Source organism: Rhizobium oryziradicis (assembly GCF_001939045.1).
Lineage (GTDB): Bacteria > Pseudomonadota > Alphaproteobacteria > Rhizobiales > Rhizobiaceae > Allorhizobium > Allorhizobium oryziradicis.
This window is the reverse complement of the sequence record NZ_MKIM01000028.1, coordinates 748,764-765,759: the sequence shown is the minus strand read 5'-3', so window position 1 is coordinate 765,759 and position 16,996 is coordinate 748,764. Positions and strand designations below refer to the sequence as shown.

Below are 16,996 nucleotides of genomic sequence, written 5' to 3'. Positions count from 1 at the left end.
GTGCCAACATTTTCTCCAAGCCTGGAAAAGGCGCTGCATCAGGCTCTCACTTTTGCCAATGAGCGTCATCACGAATATGCAACTCTCGAGCATTTGCTGCTGGCGTTGATAGAAGATGCCGATGCCGCCGCTGTTATGGGGGCGTGCAATGTGGATCTTGATGTTTTACGCAAAACAGTGAGCGAATACGTCGATAACGAACTGGCCAATCTGGTGACTGGCTATGACGAAGATTCCAAACCCACATCGGGTTTTCAGCGCGTTATTCAGCGCGCGGTCATCCATGTGCAATCGTCTGGCCGCGAAGAGGTGACTGGCGCGAATGTGCTGGTGGCCATCTTTGCCGAGCGCGAAAGCCATGCGGCCTATTTTCTGCAAGAGCAGGAAATGACCCGCTATGATGCGGTGAACTACATCTCCCACGGCATTGGCAAGCGGCCTGGCACCTCTCAGTCACGCCCGCCACGCGGCGTGGAAGAAGAGAGCGAAGCCAGCAACAAGCCCAATCGCGATCACGAAGAAGGCCCGGCCAAGAAGCAGCCGGATGCCTTGAAGGCCTATTGCGTTAATCTCAATGAAAAGGCCAAGAAGGGTCGGATTGATCCGTTGATTGGCCGCCATAACGAGGTCAACCGCACCATTCAGGTGCTTTGCCGCCGCTCCAAGAACAACCCGCTGTATGTGGGTGATCCGGGCGTGGGCAAAACCGCGATTGCCGAAGGTCTGGCCAAGCGCATTGTTGAAGGCAAGGTGCCGGAAGCTTTGGCGGATGCCACCATTTTCTCGCTCGACATGGGCACGCTCCTGGCCGGCACCCGTTATCGCGGCGATTTTGAAGAACGTTTGAAGCAGGTCGTCAAGGAGCTGGAAGATTATCCCGGTGCCGTGCTGTTTATCGATGAGATTCATACGGTGATTGGCGCAGGGGCAACATCGGGTGGGGCTATGGATGCGTCCAACCTGCTCAAGCCTGCTCTGTCCTCTGGTGCCATTCGTTGTATCGGTTCGACAACCTATAAAGAATATCGGCAGTTCTTTGAAAAAGACCGCGCACTTGTGCGTCGCTTCCAGAAGATTGATGTCAATGAACCATCGATTGATGATGCTATTGAGATCATGAAGGGGCTCAAGCCTTACTTCGAGGAATATCACAAGCTGCGCTATACCAATGAGGCGATCAAGAGCGCCGTCGAGCTGTCGGCGCGCTATATCAGCGATCGCAAGCTGCCGGATAAAGCCATTGATGTGATTGACGAAACTGGCGCGGCCCAGATGCTGTTGCCAGCGTCGCGTCGGCGCAAGCTGATCACTGAAAAGGAAATCGAAGTGACCATTGCCACCATGGCCCGCATTCCGGCCAAGACGGTGTCAAAGGACGACGAGATGGTTTTGGCCAATCTCGAGCAGGAGCTGCGCTCGGTGGTTTATGGTCAGGATGATGCCATTGAAGCGCTGTCCACAGCCATCAAACTGGCGCGTGCTGGTTTGCGCGAGCCAAACAAGCCGATTGGTTCTTACGTCTTCTCAGGCCCCACCGGGGTTGGCAAGACCGAGGTCGCCAAGCAGCTGGCTTCGTCCCTCGGTGTCGAGTTGCAGCGCTTCGACATGTCGGAATATATGGAGCGCCATACGGTGTCGCGCCTGCTTGGTGCACCTCCCGGCTATGTTGGCTTCGATCAGGGCGGCCTGTTGACTGATGGTGTTGATCAGCATCCGCATTCCGTGGTGCTGCTTGACGAAATCGAAAAGGCTCATCCGGATATCTACAACATCCTGTTGCAGGTTATGGATCATGGCTCTTTGACGGATCACAACGGCAAGAAGATCGATTTCCGCAACGTGATTTTGATCATGACAACCAATGCGGGCGCTTCGGAAATGGCAAAATCTGCCATTGGCTTCGGCTCGTCCAAGCGCAGCGGTGAAGATGAGGAGGCCATTAACCGCCTGTTCACGCCGGAATTCCGCAATCGTCTGGATGCGATCATTCCCTTCGCTCCGCTGCCAAGTGAAGTCATTCACAAGGTGGTTCAGAAGTTCGTCATGCAGCTGGAAGCGCAATTGTCTGACCGTGGAGTCACATTCGAATTGTCGCCAGAATCCGTGGCATGGCTCGCGACAAAGGGCTATGACGAAAAAATGGGTGCACGTCCTTTGGGTCGGGTTATTCAGGAGCATATCAAGAAGCCTTTGGCCAATGAGATCCTGTTTGGCAAACTCAAGAAGGGCGGTCTGGTTAAGGTTGGCGTTGCCACGAAGGATGACGGAACAGACGGCTTGACGCTGGATTGCGTGTCGGATGCAACACCTGTTGCGCCAAAGCCGGAGGCCGAGCAGATCGAAGCCATGCACGATGATGGTGACGTTGTGACCAAGCCATTGCCGAAAGCAAAAAAGGCAAAGGCTGAGCCAGAGGTTCAGGCCTTGAACGAAATCAAGCCATCGGCAAAGAAAAGCTCCGTGCCGAAGGTTCCGAAGAAGAAATAAGCGTCCATAGATTTCTGGATCAAACGCTTGATTCCCGGTGGCAGTCGTCAAGCGTTTGTGAATCCTGAACACAAACAAAAGATAAGCTAGGGTTTCGGGCCGATGCTTGGGAACCAAGCGTTGGAGTCGAAACACGAGTGATGGAAAATCAACAATGCCGGGCACGCTGCCCGGCATTGTCTTTTGATAGGTTTGTTGATGTCATCGTCTTTTTTTGAGGCCCGCCCGCAGCTCCGCTGGTTTTTGATTGGCATGCGTGGTCTCTTCAGTATCCCTGCCATGATCCTCATGGTGTCGTTTGTGGGTTTTAGCGCCTTTGCGGTTGAAAGTGGCATTAGTCGCGGCGAAGCCATGTTTATGACGGCGATTATCTGGGCGCTGCCTGCCAAGATGATTCTGATTGGCATGATGAGCAGCGGTGCCAGTCTGCTGGCCTGTTTTTTGGCCGTCTCGCTATCGTCGATCCGTATGATGCCAATGGTGGCATCATTGGTGCCGGAAATGCGCGACAGCAAAACACCAACCTGGCTGCTGCTGATCCTGTCTCATTTTGTCGCCATCACCGCCTGGGTATTCGCGATGGCCAATCTGAAGACCATTCCGCGCGAAGGCCGCATTGCTTTCTTTGCCGGATTTGGTCTGACACTGGTGGCCGTCAACACGATACTGGTGGGCATATGCTACAGTCTGGTGTCAACATTCCCGCCTCTTGTTGCGGGCGTGCTGTTTTTTCTTACGCCGGTCTATTTTGTCGCTTCCATCTGGGCAACCGGCCGCCAAACGGTGGTGAAGGTTGCCTTTGTCATCGGCATCGTGTCCGGCCCGCTGCTGGCTGTTATCGTTCCCGGATTTGACATTCTGATTGCCGGGATTGGCGGTGGAACTCTGGCCTATCTGATTGATCGCGTTTTCATTCGCGGGCGCGCCAAAGCTGTGTTGGCGCAGGAAGGTGCATGATGGCGGATTATTGGCCCTTTGTGGTGATTATCGTGGCCGGTTGGCTTGCCACCGATCTGTGGCGCTGGCTGGGCGTGATCGCCGGAAACCGCCTGCAAGAAGGCTCGGAGCCTCTCTATTGGGTGAGGGCGGTGGCCACCTCTCTGGTGATGGCCGTCACCGCCAAACTCATTGTTTTTCCAACCGGGGCACTGGCAGCGTCACCGCTGTGGCTGCGCCTTGCGGCCACCAGTCTTGGCTTTGTGGCCTTTCTCGTGGCAGGGCAACGCATCATTGTGGGTGTGACCGTTTCGCTTGGTCTGCTGGCACTTGGCTTGGCGTTTTTATAAAGCCGCAATGATCTTTGCGGCATTGGCCTTCAGCACGTCAATATTCTCCATGCCACCCACATGCGGCTTCAAGGGCAGGCCATCATGACGGGGAATGACGTGAAAATGCAGGTGAAATACGGTTTGGCCAGCGGCCGGTTCATTGAATTGCGCCACATAGACGCCATCGGCATCAAAGGCCTCTTGCGCGGCAACTGCCAATTTCTGCACCACAGGGATCAGCTTTGCCAAAACGGCCGGATCGGCATCCAACAGATTGCGTGATCCCTGCTTTGGAATCACCAGAAGATGGCCGGGAGCCTGCGGCATCACATCCATAAACGCCAGCGTATCGTCATCCTCATAGAGTTTGACCGATGGAATCTCGCCCTTGATGATTTTTGCAAAGATGTTGTCGGGATCATAGGCCGAAATGCTCATGCGGGTCTCCTCATTCTCTATCGATATATTGTCTGTGATGCTGTCGGTACTGTTGGTCAACCGTCAAATTCTTCGCCATCGCGCGGTTGGCGCTCGCCTTTTCGAAAGGGTGTATGGTCGCCCAAAATTTCCTGCGCATGGGCAACTTCACGGCGTTCATGCTCCAAATAGTCGGCAATGGCGCGTCGCAATCCGGGGTGAGAAATATAGTGGGCTGAGTGGGTGGTCACGGGCTGATATCCGCGCGCCAGCTTATGCTCGCCTTGTGCGCCTGCTTCAACTTTCTTCAAGCCTTTGGCCAGCGCGAAATCAATGGCCTGATGATAACACACCTCAAAATGCAAAAATGGATGGTCTTCTATACAACCCCAATGGCGACCAAACAGCACCTCGGAGCCAATGAAATTGATGGCACCGGCAATGTAACGCCCCTCGCGTTTGGCCATGACCAGCAAAATATCATCGGCCATGCGCTCGCCAATCAGCGCGTAAAACTGTCGGGTGAGGTAAGGCCTGCCCCATTTGCGGCTGCCAGTGTCCATGTAAAAGCCGAAGAACTGGTCCCAGATATCCTCGGTCAGGTCCTTGCCGGTCAACCAATCAATGGTAATGCCGTTTTCAAGCGCTGAGCGACGTTCTTTGCGCAGCGTTTTTCGTTTGCGCGAGGCCAGCGTTTCCAAAAAGGCATCGTGATCGGCATATCCTTCATTGATAAAGTGAAACTGCTGATCGGTCCGCGGCAGAAAACCGGACGCTTCAAAGCTCGCGCATTCGTTGTCTGGCAAAAAGGTCACGTGGGCGGATGATACGCCCAGTTGCTTTGCCACCTCCGCCAATCCGCTCGACAGGGCGGCATAAGCGCTTTGTGCATCCACGCCGGGTGCCACCATCAGCCGAGGCCCGGTTGCGGGTGTGAACGGAATGGACGCTTGAAGCTTGGGGTAATATCGCCCACCGGCGCGCTCAAACGCATCGGCCCAGCCATGGTCAAACACGTATTCGCCCTGGCTGTTGTTTTTGAGATAGCAGGGCATGGCCGCCAAAAGCTGGCCGGAGCTGCTTTCCATCAAAAGATGGTGGCCCATCCAGCCGGTTTTGGCGGTGGCCGAGCCAGATTCCTCCAAAGATGAAAGATAGGCCCAACTGTTGAAAGGATTATAGGCGGCATTTTCCGATGCCTTGCTGGCACCGGAAAGCCTGTCCCAGGCAGATTGTGCAATGTCCTTAAAGGACTGCTCGACCCTGATTGTGACTTCCTCGGTCATGCGGCTCCAACTTACGCAGTGACGACCGGGTCTCTGGGATCGAACCCTTCAAACGTCATCTGATCTGCATATTTATAGGTCTGCGCCCGCATGATTTCATCCCTGACTGTCCATGTAATCACGGGAATGTTTTTCTGCCGCTGGGCTTCAATGAAGCTGTTGGGCAAGTGCGCTACGCAATAGGAAATGAAATCCAATCCCAGTTGCATTGCTTCATCATGGGCAAAGAAGCTTTCGGGCTTTGTGCCTTCCGCCGTCAAGCCAACAGGATAGGGGCAGTTTTGCGCCTTCAACTCTTTGAGCAGGTGGACGTCAAAGCTCATCAGGGCGACTTTTCCCTGATAACCATCGAGAACGTCGAGCACGTCTTCGACAAAGCCCTCGTCGTTACCCAGCCGACCCTTGAGTTCAATAATCAGCGGCACCTGACCCTTGACCAGATCCAGCAGCTGTTTCAGCGTGGGCACCTTGTCCTTGGTGCCGCCAATCGACATCAGCTTCAATTCGGCTGCGGTGCGGTCACGCACGTCTCCGGTCATATTGCACAGGCGTTGCATGTCGTCGTCATGAAACACCACGGGCACGCTGTCGGTGGTGTATTGCAGGTCGCACTCAATGGCAAAACCAGCGTCCACGGCACGCGCTGCCGCCGAGAGCGTGTTTTCCCAAACCAGTTTGTTCTGGTCGTGAAAGCCACGATGGGCAACAGGAACATCCTTGATCCAGCTTGCGTCAATCACAGGCTGATCTCCATGATGGCATCAACTTCAACTGCCGCATTCAAGGGCAGGGCAGCCATGCCGACGGCGGCACGGGCATGTTTGCCAGCCTCGCCAAGCACATTGGCAATCAGATTGGAGGCACCATTCATCACCAGATGCTGATCGGTAAAGCCCGGCGCGGAGGCAATAAAGCCATTGAGCTTGATGACCTTGACGATTCGCGAAAGATCACCATCCAATGCGGCTTTGGCCTGTGCGAGAATGTTGATGGCACAAAGCTCAGCTGCGCGCTGGCCGTCTGCCAATTCAACGTCTGCACCCAGCAGGCCGGTGACAGCAATTTTGCCATTCTCCATGGGCAACTGGCCCGAAAGATAGAGGAGGTTGCCACTGATGACGAAAGAAACGTAATTTGCGGCAGGTGTAGCAGCAACTGGCAGGGTGATGCCAAGGGTGGTCAGGCGGCTATCAATGGTGTCGGACATGATCAAATCCCGTATTCGACTGAAACGTGGTGATAAACGTGTATGTGAGGCGGAACTGCCTCGCTTTTGACAACTCAGTTCTTATAGCATTGTTTTGGACTGCAACAGGAGATTATGCATGCCGCAGGCGACCTTGGCCCTTGTTCTGGCACTCACTGCTAACACGGCAATGACACCTGTGAAGGTTGATCCGCATACGCCGACGATTCTTGCCCCTCACCGCGCCACCTATGACATCCGCCTGAAAAAAGCGACGGATCAATCAGGTGTTGATGATATGAGCGGACGCATGGTCTATGAGTTCAACGGTTCGACCTGTACCGGCTATAAAACTAATTTTCGGTTCGTGACCAAGATTGAAACCGGCGATCAGGTCAGCGTCACCGATCAGCAGATCAAGACATTTGAAAATGTCGGGGCCAGCCGTTTTGATTTTGAAAGCAAATCCTTTACCGATGACAAGCTGGACAAGGATGTGAAAGGCTTTGCCATGGGCAAGGCCAATGGCATGCAGGTGGAGCTGAAAGAGCCGCAGCAGCGTGAATTGCAATTGGCCAAGGCGCTTTTCCCAAGCCAGCACGTGCTTGAAATGATTGATCATGCCCGCAAAGGTAATCGTTTTTTTGAAACGCGCATTTTTGATGGCACGGAAGATGGCGACAAAAGCTATCTGACGACCACGGTGCTGGGGAAAACCGAAACCCTTGGCAAAGATAGCAAAGACCCGCTGTCTGGCCATAGCTATTGGCCTGTTTCCATTGCCTATTATGAAGACAAGTCGTCCGGCGATCAGTTGCCAATCTATACCCAGTCGTTCAATCTCTATGACAATGGCATTACCCGCGATCTTACGCTGGATTACGGCGACGTGATTCTGACGGGCAACCTCTCGAAGCTGGAAATGCTGCCGGCTGAGACCTGCAATGCGGAAAAATAGCGTCATGCGTGGGTTTTTGATGTCTTAGCCTTGATTTGCTGGTCAAACCGCTATATGGCGACCGGCATTCCACACGTGAAGCTTGGGATTGTTCGGGAGAAATCCGAATGGTTCCGCCCGGTGGCGTCTCTGCAAAGAGCGCTGTTTGCTTCATGGGGGTTAAACCGGAAAAGGAGAAAAGGCATGGCATTGCCTGATTTTAGCATGCGTCAGCTTCTGGAAGCTGGCGTTCACTTTGGTCACCAGACTCATCGCTGGAACCCAAAGATGAAGCCGTACATCTTCGGCGATCGTAACAACATCCACATCATCGATTTGGCTCAGACAGTTCCTATGCTGTCGCGCGCCCTTCAGGTCGTTTCCGACACTGTTGCTCGTGGTGGCCGCGTTCTGTTCGTTGGCACGAAGCGTCAGGCGTCTGACCTGATTGCGGATGCTGCAAAGCGTTCGGCTCAGTACTACGTCAACTCCCGTTGGCTCGGCGGTATGATGACCAACTGGAAGACCATTTCTAATTCGATCCAGCGTCTGCGCAAGCTCGACGAGATCCTGAATTCGGAAGCACAGGGCTATTCCAAGAAGGAGCGCCTGAACCTTGAGCGCGAACGCGAAAAGCTTGAAAAGGCTCTTGGCGGTATCCGTGATATGGGCGGCACCCCTGACCTGATGGTGATTGTAGACACCAACAAGGAAAAGATCGCCATCGACGAAGCAAAGCGTCTGGGCATTCCAGTCGTTGCTATCATCGACTCGAACTGCGATCCTGACCTGATCGACTTCCCGATCCCAGGCAATGACGACGCATCGCGCGCCATCGCTCTGTACTGCGACCTGATTTCGCGCGCTGCCATCGATGGTATTGCTCGTCAGCAGGGCGCTTCGGGCCGTGACATCGGCGCTTCTTTCGAAGCACCTGTTGAGCCTGCGCTCGAAGGTTCTGCCGAAGCTTAATGAGTGAGGAGAGCGGGCTGTCACCAGCCCGCCCTCTTTTATCCATTATGGTAAGAATATAGAACATATCCTTGATTTTATAGAGATATGATAGGTTCTACGGATTGATGGGCCGCCACCTCAGGATTAGACTGTGTGGCGGCCCGCTCCTTTCGCTCACTGAGCGGATCGGCAGAGAGCATCTGCCTGATCTTTGTGATGACAGGGTTTCATCACGGTGTAACATTTCCGGGTACAAGTCGTGCCCAGTCCGGGTGCTGGTGACAGATTCTGTTGGCTGGCCCGCCCATGAACAGACACAAGAGGCAAACAATGACCGAGATCACTGCTGCAATGGTGAAGCAACTGCGCGAAATGACTGGCGCAGGCATGATGGATTGCAAGAAGGCTTTGGCTGAAAATAATGGCGACATGGAAGCCTCCATTGACTGGCTCCGCGCCAAGGGCATCTCCAAGGCCGACAAGAAGTCTGGCCGTACCGCAGCCGAAGGCTTGATCGGTATTGCTGGCGCTGGCCACAAGGCTGTTGTGGTTGAAGTCAACTCTGAAACAGACTTCGTTGCCCGCAATGATTCCTTCCAGGATATCGTTCGTGGCGTTGCCAACGTTGCTCTGGGCACAGACGGCTCTGTAGACGCCATTGCTGCTGCAACCTACCCAGCAACCGGCAAATCGGTCACTGACACCATCAAGGACGCAATTGCCACCATCGGCGAGAATATGGCTCTGCGCCGCGCCGCCCTGCTCGAAGTTGAGCATGGCGTTGTTGCCACCTACATCCATAACGCTGCTGGCGACGGCATCGGCAAGCTCGGCGTTCTCGTTGCTCTGAAGTCCGTTGGCGACAAGGCTGTTCTGACCTCGATTGGTCGTCAGGTTGCCATGCACATTGCTGCAACCAACCCACTCGCCATCCGCGCTGAAGAAGTTGATCAGGCTGTTGCCGAGCGCGAACGCGCAATCTTCATCGAACAGGCTCGCGAATCCGGCAAGCCAGACGCCATCATTGAAAAGATGGTTGATGGCCGTATGCGCAAGTTCTTCGAAGAAGTTGCTCTTCTGTCGCAGGCTTTCGTTGTCAACCCTGACCTGACAGTTGGCGCTGCTATCAAGGAAGCTGAAAAAGAAGCTGGTGCCGCGATTGAAGTTGTCGGCATGGCGCGTCTTCTGCTCGGTGAAGGCATCGAGAAGGAAGAAAGCGATTTCGCAGCCGAAGTTGCTGCTGTCGCCAAGGGCTGATCGGTCTTTACCGTAAAACGCTCCTAGCATGGGAAAACTCAGGGCATCGCGTGACAACGCGATGCCCTTCGTGTATCCGGCATTGAGAGTTTGTCAGAGAAAAGTGGTCCCCGGTTTTCCAGACAGACAAACGACCACACAAGAATCGAGAGGCTGCCAGGCTCAATGTGAACCTGACAGCTTTGAGTTCCATTTCAGGAGAGACCATGACCTCCAAACCCCTTTACACACGCGTTCTTCTCAAAGCCTCTGGAGAAGCTCTGATGGGCTCCCAAGGATTCGGCATTGATGTTGCGGTCGCAGATCGAATCGCATCCGACATCGCAGAGGCACGTGCCATGGGCGTCGAAGTTGGCGTCGTGGTTGGCGGCGGCAATATCTTCCGTGGTGTCGCTGTGGCCTCCAAGGGCGGTGACCGTGTCACCGGCGACCACATGGGCATGCTGGGCACGGTGATCAACGCCTTGGCGCTGGCAACATCATTGCGCAAGCAAGACGTTGAAACGGTTGTCTTGTCGGCCATTGCCATGCCGGAGATCTGTGAGAGTTTTTCGCAGCGCGCAGCCATTCATCATTTGTCGCAAGGCCGGGTGGTGATTTTTGCGGGTGGCACAGGCAATCCGTTTTTCACCACTGATTCGGCGGCCACCCTTCGGGGTGCGGAGATTGGCGCTCAGGCGATCTTCAAAGGCACGCAGGTTGACGGGATATATTCGGCAGACCCCAAAAAAGATCCAAACGCCACACGCTTCGATAGATTGACCCATAGCGAAGTGCTTGAAAAAGGCCTGGCGGTGATGGATGTGACGGCTGTTGCACTCGCACGCGAGAATAATATTCCAATTATCGTGTTCTCAATTCATGAAAAGGGCGAGTTTGGTAAAATTCTGGCCGGCGGTGGATTGAAAACGGTTGTCAGCGACGATTGACACCGACCCAATTTAACGTTTTCAAGACGCGATGAAAGTTTGCGAGGAAGGGCGGTTCGCCGCGTTTCCCGACAAGACGAACAAAAAGCTCACAAGAGTTTACGGAGACTTCGACATGACAGTTGGTATTGACCTCAATGATGTGAAGCGTCGCATGGATGGCGCAATCAATGCATTCAAGAACGACCTTGCGTCGTTGCGCACCGGCCGCGCTTCGCCAAACATTCTCGATCCGGTCATGGTCGAGGCCTATGGATCGCGTGTGGCGCTCAACACGGTTGCCAACATCACTGTGCCAGAGCCACGCATGCTGGGCGTTTCGATCTGGGATAAAAGCATGGTGAGCGCGGTGGATCGCGCCATTCGCGAATCCAATCTCGGATTGAACCCGATTGTGGATGGCCAGAATCTTCGTATTCCTTTGCCTGAACTGAACGAAGAGCGCCGCAAGTCTTTGGTCAAGGTTGCCCATGGCTATGCCGAAAATGCCAAGGTTGCCGTGCGCCATGTTCGCCGTGACGCGATGGACGACCTGAAGAAGGCAGAAAAAGACGGCGACATCGGTAAGGATGATGCCCGCTCTCTGTCTGATAAGGTGCAAAAGATGACCGATGATACGATTTCCGATATCGACCGCTTGCTTGTCGAAAAGGAAAAGGAAATCATGCACGTCTAAAGCGCGGCGCGGTTTGTTGGATAAAGCAGAGCCGCGCTTTATCCTTCGTTTTCAGCATGTAGGTTATTGTTCAACTGAGACCAGTTGAACGCCATGCTATAAGCAGCCATTGGTGCCCGATTTGAGCCGTCAATGCAGGACCTGATATGACGAGTTTTATGTCTCCCGCCTTACCAGAACATGTTGCCATTATCATGGATGGCAACGGACGTTGGGCGAATGCGCGCAATATGCCGCGTGCCTATGGCCACCGGCAGGGTATGGAAACACTTCATACCGTTGTGCGCACGGCGGGGGATGTCGGCATTAAATATCTGACCCTCTTTGCCTTCTCTTCGGAAAACTGGCGCAGACCCGAAACCGAGATCATAGATCTCTTTGGATTGCTGAAAACCTTTGTTCGTCGTGATCTAGCTGAATTGCACGCGCGCGATGTGCGGGTGAGGGTAATTGGTGACAGAGCCAACCTCAAAAGCGACATCCTCAACCTGTTGATCGAGGCTGAGCAAAAGACTCGCAACAATGGCGGCATGACGCTGGTGATTGCCTTCAATTACGGCGCGCGTGACGAGATCACCCGCGCTGTGGCCGCTCTTGTGCGCGATATACGCTCAGGGGACGTGGCAGACGATGGCGTGACAGAAGAAGCGATTTCTGCACGTCTGGACACTGCTGGCATTCCCGACCCCGATTTGATCATTCGCACGAGTGGTGAAGAGCGCTTGTCCAATTTTCTCTTGTGGCAATCGGCCTATTCGGAGCTGATGTTCGTGCCCGAGTATTGGCCGGATTTTGGCAAGGATAATTTTTTGGCAGCCCTTGCGCAATATTCCTCCCGCAACAGGCGGTTTGGTGGCCTTAATCCACCCGTTTCCGTCGCAGGCTCGTGAGTTTCAATGACGCGTGAACTTAGGCTCCGTACTCTGTCCGCTATTGTCATGCTGGTTGTCGTTTTGGCAGCCACATGGCTTGGCGGGTTTTATTTTGCTGGCCTCGCCGCTGTCATTGGTCTGACGGTATTTTGGGAATGGTCGCACATGACCGGCCTTGTTGAGAACAGCATTCGCGGGGCTACGGCCGGTTGGTTCTCGGTGGCGGTGATCGCGCTGAATGTGGTGGTCGGTGATATGACCCTCAGCCTCCCGCTGCTGGGAGGATTTACCGTTACGCTGATATTGGCGACCTTTATCTGGCGATGGTCCTGGTGGCTATCGGCTGGTGTTCTCTATTCCGGTGCCTGTATCGTCGCTCTTGCGTCCATTCGCGATGATGATGCCCTTGGCTTTGTTGCCATGCTGTTTGTGTTCGTGATCGTCTGGAGCACAGATATACTCGCCTATTTCGTTGGGCGTACATTGGGCGGGCCAAAGCTTGCGCCGCGCATCTCCCCCGGCAAAACCTGGTCAGGGGCAATTGGTGGCACAATTGCAGGCGTAATAGGTGGCTACATCGTCGCTTTCAGTTATTTTTCAGTCTCCGGTCTGTGGATTCCGCTTCTCGCTTTGGCGTTATCCGTGCTCAGTCAAATGGGCGATCTTTTCGAATCCTTCATCAAGCGTCGGTTTGGTGCCAAGGATTCGAGCCATCTCATTCCCGGCCATGGCGGTGTCATGGACCGCGTCGATGGCCTGGCGACGGCCAGTTTTGGCGCATTCATCATCGCCATGTCGCTGGCGGCCAGTGGCAGCGGGTTAACTGATTCTATTGGCGGTTTGCTTTTTGGTTTTGTCGGGAAGTGATCCGAAATCAAAGTGCTTGATTTTTATCCATCCTATCAGCCGCATAGCGGCTTTGCGCTTTGATCTGGCGTGAAGCCTCCAGCTGTGCTTTAACACTGCCAAGATAAGATGTTTGGCGTGAGGGCTGTGGAAAAGTGAGCGGGCTTATGGCTATTTTCGGTTTCCTGACTGGGTACATTGTCCCTTTCGTCTTGGTTCTCTCCCTGATCGTGTTCGTACACGAAATGGGGCATTACCTGGTCGGCCGCTGGTCTGGCATTCGTATTCTTGCGTTTTCGCTGGGATTCGGCCCAGAAATTATTGGCTTCAATGATCGCCACGGTACCCGCTGGAAATTGAGCCTGATCCCGCTCGGCGGCTATGTCCGATTCTTTGGTGATGCGGATGCGTCCAGCAAGGGCAATACGGCCGAGCTGAACGCCATGTCGAGCGAAGAGCGCGCCAGAACGCTAAACGGTGCAAAGCTTTGGAAGCGTGCCGCGACCGTGGCCGCTGGACCAATTGCTAATTTCCTGCTGGCAATTTTAATTTTTTCGGTCACGTTCAGCATCTACGGCAAGGCCGTTTCTGATCCAGTTGTGGCCGAAGTCAAGCCTGCAAGTGCTGCGGCAGAGGCGGGTGTGGAGCCGGGCGATGTGCTTTTTGCGCTCGATGGCAGCCGGGTCAAAACCTTTGACGATGTTGTGCGCTATGTCAGTGTTCGGCCTGAAGTGCCGATTGTCGTGACTGTAAAACGCGGTGACCAAAATATCGACATGACGCTGACGCCGCGCCGCACTGAAACGACGGATCGCTTTGGCAATAAAATGGAAGTTGGCCAGATCGGCATAATGACCACGGCCAAAAGCGGTAATTTTCGTGTGGAAAAACTCGGTGTGGTCGAATCAATAAAAGAGGGTGTTCAGCAGACATGGAACATTGTGGCTGGCACATACGACTATATTCATAACATGTTGGCCGGCCACATGAATGCCGATCAGCTCGGCGGTCCTATCCGTGTGGCGCAGGCTTCCGGCCAAGTTGCGACCTTAGGTGTGGCCGCATTGCTGCAGTTGGCAGCTGTTCTGTCTGTTTCCATCGGTTTACTTAACCTCATGCCCATTCCGGTGCTTGATGGCGGACACTTATTCCTTTATGCGATTGAAGCAGTTCGGGGTAAGCCGGTAAGTGCCTATGCGCAGGAGATTGCGTTCCGAGTTGGAATGGTCATGATTCTTTCGCTCATGGTGTTTGCGACTTGGAATGATATTAGTCGATTGATTGGGTAGGTTACGGCTTGCATTGATCGAAAGGATTTGTTTACGATGTTTCAAATTGGTCGTGGTGAATTTGCCGCAAATTGAAACGAAGTAAATGGAAATTAACCCGCGACCTTGCTTGTAGAGCAAAAGCGGTTAAAACCACCAAAGTACCGGAGTCGGTTTTTTGACCGAGGGACAACGGAAAAAAGGTTAGAAGTTCACATGAAGGCTGGTTCAAGATTTTTGAACGCGGTGTCGGCGGTAGCGCTGTCTGCTGGTGTAGTATCCCTGAGTGCTGGGATCGGTATTATCGCGTCTACGTCTGTGGCTAATGCTGCAGTCATCCAGCGTATCGATGTTCGCGGGGCAACCCGCGTCGGGACGGAGGCTGTCCGCTCGAACTTGACGATCCAGCCGGGTAAGGCTTTCACGAATTCCGATATCGATGATTCGGTGAAGCGTCTTTACGGCACCGGATATTTTTCGGACGTGAAGATCTCCGTTTCCGGCAGCTCCCTCGTTGTTAATGTCAGTGAAAATCAGTTGATCAACCAGGTTGTCTTCAACGGCAATCGGAAGATCAAGGATGACAAGCTGAAAACCGTTGTTCAGACTCAGCCGCTTGGACCTTACAGCAAGGAATTGGTGGATGCGGATATCAGTCGTATCAAGGCCGCCTATGCCGCAATTGGCCGTAGCGATGTTCAGGTGACAACCCAGACAGCCGTTGTTGGTGCTGGTCGCGTTAATCTTGCTTTTGTCATCAATGAAGGCGATAGAACCAAGATTGCTGCGATTAACTTTTCCGGTAACCATGCCTATGGTGACAGTCGCCTCGCTGCGGTGCTGAGCACGAAAAGATCCAATCCGCTGTCTTTCTTGACCCGCAAGGATGTTTACAACGAAGACAAGCTGAAGGCTGACGAAGAGCAACTGCGTCAGTTCTACTATAATCATGGTTATGCAGACTTCAGAATCGTCTCGTCTGACGCGTCGCTCAATGAGCAGACCAACGAATACACGATCAATATCGCGGTCGACGAAGGGCAGCGTTACAAGTTTGGCGATATCAGCGTTGACAGTTCTGTTGCCGGTGTTGATGCAGCCGAGTTGAAGGGGCTTGTTACGACCTCGACAGGAAGCATTTACAGCGCTCGCGAAATTCAGAAGTCGATGGAAGCCATTTCCAAGCGCGTTTCTGCAATGGGCTATCCTTTTGCTCGTATCGTGCCTCGTGGCAATCGCGATATGCAGACAGGCACAATTGGTGTTACCTACATGGTGGACCAGGGTGAGCGCGCTTACGTAGAGCGGATTGAAATCCGGGGTAACACCCGTACACGCGATTACGTTATTCGCCGCGAATTCGATATCAGCGAAGGCGATGCCTTCAATCAGGAAGTTATTTCCCGTGCGAAGCGTCGGCTCGAGGCGCTCGGCTATTTCAGCTCTGTCAATATCACGACAGCGCAGGGCAGCGCACCTGACCGCGTTATCATTGTCGTGAATGTTGAGGATCAGTCCACGGGTTCGTTCGGCATCGGTGCCGGTTATGCTGTTGGTGGTGGCGGTCTCGTGCTTGAGGCATCCGTGGAAGAAAAGAACTTCCTCGGTCGCGGCCAGTATATCCGCGTGGCTGCAGGCGCTGGTACAGATAACAGCCAGACCTACAATCTCTCGTTCACCGAGCCTTATTTCCTGGGCTATCGTCTCGCTGTCGGCTTTGATATTTTCAAGAGCACAACCAGCAGCAACGATTTCTATAAGTATGACGAGCAGGGGGGCACAATTCGTGTAACCGCGCCGATTACGGAAGACCTGGCGACTACATTCCGTTATACTTACAAGGAAATTAAGTATAAGAATAACGGCGCTTATGGTGCTAACGGTGTGCGTGGTGGTGGTGATGATGTGATGTCCGCACCCTATCTCGACCTGATTGCTGGAAGCCCTTGGGTTCAGTCGTCGGTGTCGCAGAGCTTCGTGTATAACACACTTGATGATCGCACACTGCCACATGAAGGTATCTACGCCAGCTTCACGCATGAATTTGCAGGTCTCGGTGGTGATTCCGAGTTCTACAAGATCTACGGTAAGGCGAAATACTATAAGACGCTGTCCGACGAGCTTGACGTTATCGGCTCGCTCTCCGTTGGTGCCGGTCACGTTATGGCAACGGGTAGCAACCTGAATGTCTTCGACCAGTTCCAGATCGGCGGCAAGGAAATCCGTGGTTTCAAGAACAACGGTATCGGCCCTCGTATGCCAACCAACGAAGATCCGCTTGGCGGCACTACCTATTTCACAGCCTCTGCTGAAGCCAGCATGCCAGTGCCGGGTGTTCCGCAGGATGCCGGTTTGAGACTTGCGGTGTTCAGTGATGCCGGAACTCTCTATGGAAATGATGTGAAAAACAGCGCTGGCGTGCAGGGTTCCGATATGGAATGGCGCGCGTCCGTTGGTGCCGGTATCATCTGGGCATCGCCATTTGGTCCACTGCGGTTCGATTTTGCACAGCCTGTTGTCAAGCAGAGCTACGACAAAGTGCAACAGTTCCGATTCTCCATTGCGAACCAGTTCTGATTTCTATAGTCGGAACCTCAGACGAATTCAGAGGTC

At 53.7% G+C, this 16,996-nt stretch carries 16 protein-coding genes; 12 read left to right on the top strand and 4 right to left on the bottom strand.

All coding sequences use genetic code 11. From position 1 onward, the window contains the following. The 3 genes from clpA to BJF95_RS19065 all read left to right on the top strand — a co-directional run bounded on the left by clpA (window position 1) and on the right by BJF95_RS19065 (window position 3,773). On the top strand, window positions 1-2,487 hold the full coding sequence (clpA, locus tag BJF95_RS19075; RefSeq protein WP_075640982.1) for an ATP-dependent Clp protease ATP-binding subunit ClpA: 2,487 nt from the start codon (window positions 1-3) through the stop codon (window positions 2,485-2,487). Between the two features lie 198 nt (window positions 2,488-2,685). Further along, complete coding sequence (locus tag BJF95_RS19070; protein ID WP_075640981.1) at window positions 2,686-3,444, top strand: AzlC family ABC transporter permease; 759 nt, start codon at window positions 2,686-2,688, stop codon at window positions 3,442-3,444. Further along, a complete protein-coding gene (locus tag BJF95_RS19065) occupies window positions 3,441-3,773 on the top strand; it encodes an AzlD domain-containing protein (protein ID WP_075640980.1) in 333 nt (110 codons plus the stop codon). Before BJF95_RS19070 ends, BJF95_RS19065 begins: the two co-directional genes overlap by 4 nt. On the opposite strand, the gene BJF95_RS19060 is transcribed toward BJF95_RS19065, so the two are convergent. From BJF95_RS19060 to BJF95_RS19045, 4 genes are read right to left on the bottom strand one after another with little or no spacing between them, the layout of a single operon-like run. After that, window positions 3,768-4,193: an HIT family protein gene (locus BJF95_RS19060; protein WP_075640979.1), complete on the bottom strand. Its 426-nt coding sequence runs from the start codon at window positions 4,191-4,193 to the stop codon at window positions 3,768-3,770. The two genes, BJF95_RS19065 and BJF95_RS19060, sit on opposite strands and share 6 nt — an antisense overlap. A 56-nt stretch (window positions 4,194-4,249) precedes the next feature. Next, window positions 4,250-5,458, bottom strand: a complete 1,209-nt coding sequence (locus BJF95_RS19055) for a GNAT family N-acetyltransferase (RefSeq protein WP_075640978.1) — start codon at window positions 5,456-5,458, stop codon at window positions 4,250-4,252. Window positions 5,459-5,469: 11 nt separating this feature from the next. Continuing rightward, window positions 5,470-6,198 carry a glycerophosphodiester phosphodiesterase gene (locus tag BJF95_RS19050; RefSeq protein ID WP_075640977.1) on the bottom strand — a complete coding sequence of 243 codons (729 nt, stop codon included), beginning with the start codon at window positions 6,196-6,198 and terminating at the stop codon, window positions 5,470-5,472. Then, window positions 6,195-6,665, bottom strand: a complete 471-nt coding sequence (locus tag BJF95_RS19045) for a RidA family protein (protein ID WP_075640976.1) — start codon at window positions 6,663-6,665, stop codon at window positions 6,195-6,197. The genes BJF95_RS19050 and BJF95_RS19045 overlap by 4 nt, the downstream gene beginning before the upstream one ends. A 118-nt stretch (window positions 6,666-6,783) precedes the next feature. Between BJF95_RS19045 and BJF95_RS19040 the strand changes: the two genes are divergently transcribed. The 9 genes from BJF95_RS19040 to bamA all read left to right on the top strand — a co-directional run bounded on the left by BJF95_RS19040 (window position 6,784) and on the right by bamA (window position 16,960). Next, the gene (locus BJF95_RS19040) at window positions 6,784-7,602 is read left to right on the top strand and encodes a cell envelope integrity EipB family protein (RefSeq protein WP_075640975.1); all 819 of its coding nucleotides are present in this window, start codon (window positions 6,784-6,786) and stop codon (window positions 7,600-7,602) included. 183 nt (window positions 7,603-7,785) lie between these two features. Then, a complete protein-coding gene (gene rpsB / locus BJF95_RS19035) occupies window positions 7,786-8,553 on the top strand; it encodes a 30S ribosomal protein S2 (protein WP_075640974.1) in 768 nt (255 codons plus the stop codon). Between the two features lie 312 nt (window positions 8,554-8,865). Next, window positions 8,866-9,792 carry a translation elongation factor Ts gene (gene tsf, locus BJF95_RS19030; RefSeq protein WP_075640973.1) on the top strand — a complete coding sequence of 309 codons (927 nt, stop codon included), beginning with the start codon at window positions 8,866-8,868 and terminating at the stop codon, window positions 9,790-9,792. A gap of 206 nt (window positions 9,793-9,998) precedes the next feature. Further along, complete coding sequence (pyrH, locus tag BJF95_RS19025; protein ID WP_075640972.1) at window positions 9,999-10,721, top strand: UMP kinase; 723 nt, start codon at window positions 9,999-10,001, stop codon at window positions 10,719-10,721. 115 nt (window positions 10,722-10,836) lie between these two features. Then, entirely contained in the window at window positions 10,837-11,397 is a 561-nt protein-coding gene (gene frr / locus BJF95_RS19020; protein WP_075641159.1) for a ribosome recycling factor, read from the top strand. A 146-nt stretch (window positions 11,398-11,543) separates the two neighbouring features. Then, entirely contained in the window at window positions 11,544-12,287 is a 744-nt protein-coding gene (locus BJF95_RS19015) for an isoprenyl transferase (RefSeq protein WP_075640971.1), read from the top strand. Between the two features lie 6 nt (window positions 12,288-12,293). After that, window positions 12,294-13,136, top strand: coding sequence for a phosphatidate cytidylyltransferase (locus BJF95_RS19010; protein WP_075640970.1), 843 nt, complete (start codon window positions 12,294-12,296; stop codon window positions 13,134-13,136). A gap of 146 nt (window positions 13,137-13,282) precedes the next feature. Then, window positions 13,283-14,404, top strand: a complete 1,122-nt coding sequence (rseP, locus tag BJF95_RS19005) for an RIP metalloprotease RseP (protein ID WP_075640969.1) — start codon at window positions 13,283-13,285, stop codon at window positions 14,402-14,404. Between the two features lie 195 nt (window positions 14,405-14,599). After that, window positions 14,600-16,960, top strand: a complete 2,361-nt coding sequence (bamA, locus tag BJF95_RS19000) for an outer membrane protein assembly factor BamA (RefSeq protein WP_075640968.1) — start codon at window positions 14,600-14,602, stop codon at window positions 16,958-16,960. Window positions 16,961-16,996 lie beyond the last annotated feature (36 nt).